This window comes from Bradyrhizobium nivariense (genome assembly GCF_029846695.2).
GTDB lineage: Bacteria > Pseudomonadota > Alphaproteobacteria > Rhizobiales > Xanthobacteraceae > Bradyrhizobium.
Window position 1 is genome coordinate 1 of the sequence record NZ_JARWCR020000139.1, and the last position, 6208, is coordinate 6208.

General features: G+C 60.0%; 1 protein-coding gene and 4 pseudogenes. 3 read left to right on the plus strand and 2 right to left on the minus strand.

The genetic code is table 11. From position 1 onward, the window contains the following. Positions 1-440 precede the first annotated feature (440 nt). Complete coding sequence (locus tag QCM77_RS45135) at positions 441-2978, minus strand: CaiB/BaiF CoA transferase family protein (protein ID WP_280097042.1); 2538 nt, start codon at positions 2976-2978, stop codon at positions 441-443. A 730-nt stretch (positions 2979-3708) separates the two neighbouring features. After that, positions 3709-4175: pseudogene (locus QCM77_RS45140) on the minus strand (IS66 family transposase); the annotation flags it as partial. Between the two features lie 3 nt (positions 4176-4178). Here QCM77_RS45140 and QCM77_RS45145 point away from each other — a divergent pair. The 3 pseudogenes from QCM77_RS45145 to QCM77_RS45155 form a co-directional block, all read left to right on the plus strand. After that, a pseudogene (locus QCM77_RS45145) lies at positions 4179-4630 on the plus strand (hypothetical protein); the annotation flags it as partial. Positions 4631-4792: 162 nt separating this feature from the next. Further along, positions 4793-5712 (plus strand): annotated as a pseudogene (locus QCM77_RS45150) (Mu transposase domain-containing protein); the annotation flags it as partial. Continuing rightward, positions 5709-6080: pseudogene (locus tag QCM77_RS45155) on the plus strand (ATP-binding protein); the annotation flags it as partial. The pseudogenes QCM77_RS45150 and QCM77_RS45155, both read left to right, overlap by 4 nt. Positions 6081-6208: the final 128 nt, after the last annotated feature.

Here is a 6208-nt window from a genome sequence, read left to right on the forward strand (position 1 = left end):
CGCCGCCATCCTGCCATGATACAGCTCCTCGTTTCGCCGACCGAAAACGAGGAATCCGCCAACAACCGTCCGTTCCACCAATTCATCCTGCTCCAGGAGCGCAGGCTTCATGGAATCGGTCGTCTAGCCATCGACCTTCGGAATGCACCACATGTCCTTGCGCCACGAGCTACTCTAACCAGAAATCTAACCTATTAAATTCATTGTGCAACGGTGGCAAGTACGGTTCGCCAGCGGGGTTGCGTACACCTGTAGGTGTAATCACATAGGCTACAAACGACCCGCGCGATACAGATGTACGGACGAGCGCTCATCAACTTTTGCGTGTTGCAGGAGAGGATGCATCCCTTCTCGCGGAAGACCAGCCTCACGATGTCCGATCAGCGCGACCGATCGACGAACGTTGTGTCAGTTCGAACTGTAGCCGGAGGGTCGATTGGTTACTCTGAGGACACCTTCTTTCCGTCTTCGAGCTCACCTTCGGAGAGCATTGCCGTACCGATGATACCTGCCCTCACCAATTGCGCAATTTCTTCGTCAGAGAGCCCAAGAAGCTCTGATAGAATCTCTCTATTATGTTGTCCAAGGGTTGGTGCCGCCGTCCGGACCGTATATGGCCTTGCACCTTCCCGAATCGGCATAGAGGGCTGCGGATGCACGCCAATGAAAGCGCGTTCGATCTCCTGAAGAAATGCGCGCGACTCGAGATGCGGATCTTTGAGCAGGTCAATTGGCAGGCGGGCAACGCCAGCAGCAACCCTTACAGCTTGCAATTCCGACATGGCCTGATCCGCATCGCGGGCGAGTGTCCAGCCTTCGATTGCTGTCTCAATGAGATCCTCAATGCTACGACGAGCTTCCGGACATTCCAGCGATGCGTCATTTGCCCAGTCAGCGCGACCAATAAGCAGCGCAAGTCTGTGCCACATGTCTTTGTCCGTCGCGGTTACCACGATCCAGTTGTCCTCACCCGCACACCGGAAGCAGCCATGTGGCACGAACTGGGGATGTCGATTGCCATACCTTGGTGGCGACACGGCGCCGATCGAGTGCGCAGTAATCCATGGTGCTGCAAACGGCACCATGCATTCGATCTGCGCAAGATCGATAAACTGTCCCCGCCCTGTGTTGCGCGCGTGAATTAGTGCGACCAAAACTGCAGCGCCGCCGTTCAACCCCCCGACGGCATCACCGAAAGCTAGGTGGCTCATTACCGGTGGCCCGTCGGCGTGTCCGATCACGCTCGGCAACCCAGAGCCCTGCTCGAGAGTCGAGCCGTAGGCCCGACAATCCCGATGGGCACTGTCCGCACCAAAGGCTGACATCGACATCATGACAAGGCGAGGGTTGAGCGTTCTGAGCACATCGTACCCAAGCCCGAGCTTCGGCAAAACATTGACCGAATAATTGTCGATGACAATATCGGCTTCTGCCACAAGCCGCTTGGCGAGAGCGAGCCCCTCCGGCCGCGTCAGGTCTAGTGTGATACCGCGCTTGTTGCGGTTCATAATACAGAAGGGCGCTGTCTTTTCGTACTTCTGACTATCCACATAAGCACGCCTGCGATCAAGACCGCGCATCCAGTCTGGATACTGGACGGCCTCTATCTTGATGACGTCCGCACCGAGATCAGCAAGTGAGCGGGTACACAATGGGCCCGCCCAACCCATACAGAAGTCGATGACACGGATTCCATACAGGGGCTGCCGGCCGGCGTCGATCCAATCGGACGCCCCCCGTGGCGGGAGCCTCAGACAGGTTCGGACCTTTGCAAAAACCTGCTGCTCGCCGGGAGCCGGAACTTTGCCGCCCCGGCGCGGCGGCGTCAATGTCAGATGCTGCATCGAGCCCGCGGTGAAGGCTTCTTCTCCCCCAAGTAGGACGGGCACGATTGCCCCGCGCGCCTTCTTCTCCGGATCCTGGAGCAGATCTGATATTTCGGGTACCGGCACCATCGGGATCTTTCGCTGCAGCCCCTCTGTAAACCACTCTTGCGCCGTTCGCGTTTTTAGTCTGGGCATAAACAGTCGTTCCATGTACTCTAGGTGTTTCACACGATCGTCGCCGACGACCAAAGCTGGATCATCGCCGTATTTGCACAGGCCGAGCATGTCGCAGAAGGCGCGCCATTGTTTCGGTGTAGCAATGGTAACGCCGAGCCAACCCTTTCTGGTTTCGTAGATGCCGACCGGAGAGCCTGGCCAAAAGCGATTGATGCCAATCCTGCGCATCACGTCGCCGCGCGCAAATGCCTCTGACATGAGATACTCGCTCAGCGTGAGGCTCGACTCGAAAATACTGAGCGACCACGAACGCCCTGTGTCGCCCTGCATTCGCGCAAGCTCCGACGAAGCCGCGGCAATGAAACCCCATAGGCCGGCGAGAATACCCGTTTGAAAATCTGGCGCATGCAACGGCGGGCCCTCAATAGGTCCAACTAGCTTGACGAGGCCGGCGAGTGCGCGCAGTGTCGAATCGGTTGCCGAGAATTGAGCATAGGGTCCGTCGCGACCGAACCAGCTTCCTTGGACGTAGATCAAGCCGGGATGTCGCTCCCGAATCGCTGCGATATCAAGGGCCGGGCAATCCGCGGGATCAACATCGCGCCCATCGACCAGAATGTCGCAATTCTCTATCAGCCTCATGAGCCTTGCGATCGCGTCTTGATCGGTAGGATCGATAACAATACTTGACTTGTTGAAGCTCAGGAATGCAAACCATGCGCTCTGGCCTCCGGGCGTCAGCGGCGGGCTGCGGCGCAGTGGATCTCCTGCTGGCGGCTCGATCTTATGAACATCCGCGCCAAAATCTGCAAACAATCGCGCGCAATAGCTGGTTGCGGCCGAGCTACCGATCTCGATGACCTGCAAATGCGATAGGACTCCCATTGATGCCTCACTTTCGGTTTTCTCAGCCGGGCTGGTGCCCCCGAATATCATTGGTGATCGTCGACTGGCATTTGCAGCGAAATCATCCATATCGACCAATCCTCGGCTCACGCCTTCGAGAACGTCGCCCACTAACGGCAAACATCGAGCGAACATCAACTGCTTCCACTATGATCGCTGCCTTCAGCCTCTTGTTTTGTCCCTCGACCACCGCGCGTTGACATCGGCGCCGCAGTTGACTGCTCTCCTCTTAGAGCCTGCATAGACCGTGCCAGCACGAACTGGAACAGCAACGCAAGCGCGGCCCGGATTCCCTCTGGGGCTGTAGAGTCCGCGTCAATACGCACCTACGAAAATGCACACGTTTGTCCTGTTGGAAACAGAACAGAGGAGACGCTAAGCGCGTTTTCAACCGAGCAACCCGTGCTACGATATTCGTTGGCTAAGCTCTTGGCCTCGGCGCAAAGCTGTAATGGCGCTTTCCGATCGGTCACCAAGCTCTTCCGGGGACCGCTCGGCACGGGCACGATAGGATCGCTGGAGACGAACCGCATGCGCCGATAACCAACCAATCCTCGGCGCGTCAATGCTAACGCAATCACTGCACTCGTCAAAATCGATCGGCAAAACGAGCCGACCCGCATTGTCTTTCTCCATGCTCTCGCGTCATCCATGCACTACCATCCGCATCTCAACAACTACAGTGTAGCCCGACAAATGATAGGCTTTCTCAACGCGTCCGCGAACTCTTGGGCTGGTTCGTACAACATCGTAAGCCTCGTTCTCAGGCTAGGGCTTTGAGGGCTCGCTTTCGGTAGGTCTACGGCAGCAACTGATCGATATCGCGGTTGGGGTGACCATTGACGATGCCCTGGGGACGTCGATCAGATACGCGAGCGGGTCGATGTCGTCCAACTGACAACTCTCGATCTGGGACGCGACTGTGGCCCAATCCTCGGCGCCTCCGTCGCAACCTGCGAACAACGCGTTCTTACGCTTGAGCGCGATCGGGCGGATGGAGCGCTCGACGGTGTTGTTATCGAGTTCGGATGCGGCCATCATCGATGAAGCGCATCAGGCCCTCCCAGCGCGACAGGGCCTAGCGGATGGTGTTAGCAAGCTTGCTTTTTTTGGCTGATCACACAGAGTTTTGCGCGCAACCACGGCTCGACCGCGGCCATCAGGGGACGGCTTTTTGAGATTGGCCGTTCGGCGTTCCTCGGGACTTCGATGTCTTTCTCGACGGCAGAGCCCGGCAATACGTTCAAGCGCTTCGCTGGCGATCGGTGGCTGAAGGCGGCTCCCGGCGTGCGGCCAGTGGCTATCTTCGAGGAGATACTCCGCCGCCATCCTGAGCTGGGGGCCGGAATCCGCCGCACCCTGGAGCGCCGGATCCGCGCCTGGCGAGCAATCCATGGCGCGGAGCAGGAGGTCATCTTGACCCATGACGTGGGCCAGGTCGGCCTCTCCGACTTCACCGATATGGGCGAGCTTGGGGTCACCATCGCGGGCGTGCCGCTCGATCATCGCCTCTATCACTTCCGGTTGGCCTATTGCGGGTTTGAGCACGCCCATGTCGTGCTCGGTGGCGAGAGCTTCGTCGCATTGGCCGAAGGGCTGCAGAATGCCCAGTGGTCGCGTCAATCAGGATGAGAGAGCTTCGCCGGCTCGTGACGTAGGGAGGGCGTAGCCCGACCGGAGTTACGAGCCCGGCGACGGCGCGATCCGAGCGGACCGCGCCGTCTGGTGATCCCGGCTGGTCGGTGATGGATGGTTCTTCTCGCCAAAGAGGAATCACCCGTTGCCAGGCTGCCATCTCACCGATCACCAGATGAGGCTCTACATGAAGTTCCGTCAAACCAATTCGCCGCCAGTGGCGGCCGCGAAGGTGTCGTTCAGTTCGTCGGGAGCATCGGACCGACAGCCTGTCGGCCGCCTTCTGCAATCTCGACCGCAATGCGAGGGACGATCTGACCCGGCGGTACGAGGACCTCTGCGCCCACTACGGCATGCGGCCTTCCCGCAACAATCGCGGCATCGCCCACGAGAACGGGGCGACGCATGGCCATCTCAAGCGCACGATCGCCGATGCGCTGCTGTTGCGCGGCACTGCCGACTTCGATGATCTCGCCGCCTATCGCGACTTCATCGACAAGATCGTCAGCCGCCGCAACGCCCGGAACACCAAGCGCATCGACCACGAGCGCGCCACGCTGCAGGCGCTGCCAGATCGCCGCATCTCGGACTACGAGGAGGTGATTGTCCGCGTGACGTCAAGCGGCGGCTTCACCTTGCGCAAAGTGTTCTACACCGTGCCGTCGCGTTTGATCGGGCACCAACTGCGGGTACGCCTTCACGACGATCGTCTCGACGTGTTCGTCGGCGGCACCCATCTCGTCACCCTGCCGCGTGGGCGGCCGCATCCCAACGGCAAGCACGACCAGGTCGTCGATTATCGGCACGTGATCCATTCCTTGCGGCGCAAGCCAATGGCGCTGCTCAATCTCGTCTACCGTGATCGGCTGTTCCCGCGTGATGCCTATCGCCGAACCTTCGATCGCTTGCGCGAACGGCTGCCGGACAAGAAAGCCTGCCGGCTCATGGTCGATCTGCTCGCTCTGGCGCACGAGCGCGGCTGCGAGGGCCGTCCGAGGTCGGGCAGTTGGCCAGCGTTAAGGTCAGCCGCGAGCTGATCGGCGAGTTCGGCCTGTGCGCTTACTTCGCGCCCGATCCGGCCTGCGTGCCGCAGGTCGTGGTGCAGCTCGCCCCGCTCGCCAGCTATGAGTGCCTCATCGGTGTCGGCGAGATCGGAGGTGCCGCATGAGCACGGCCAACACAGTCGACACCGCGCGACTCAATCTGTTGCTCAACGAGTTGCGGCTGCCCGCCATCAAGGTGCTGTGGCCGCAATTTGCCGAGCAGTCCGACAAGGAAGGCTGGCCGGCGGCCCGCTTCCTCGCCACCATTGCCGAGCACGAGATCGCCGAACGCGGCCGCCGCCGCATCGAGCGCCATCTCCTCGAGGCTCGGCTGCCCGCTGGAAAGACCTTCGACAACTTCGACTTTGAGGCTGTGCCCATGATCTCCAAGGCGCAGGTGACCGCGCTCGCCGCCGACGATGGTTGGCTCGGCAAGGGCGCCAATCTGCTGCTGTTCGGGCCGCCCGGCGGCGGCAAGAGTCACTTGGCGGCAACGGAGCTATGCGGGAAAGTGGGTGATGACGGAATGAGATAGGCGGCGTATCGAGGCGGGTGTCGAGCCTGCCAGAACCTCTCAAGGAGAGCGATACGCCATGAACGAGACTAGCAATATTGTTGCCC

Coding starts and splice junctions, on each gene's coding strand:
- QCM77_RS45135 (WP_280097042.1), bottom strand. CDS start 2,978: ATGGATGATTTCGCTGCAAATGCCAGTCGACGATCACCAATGATATTC.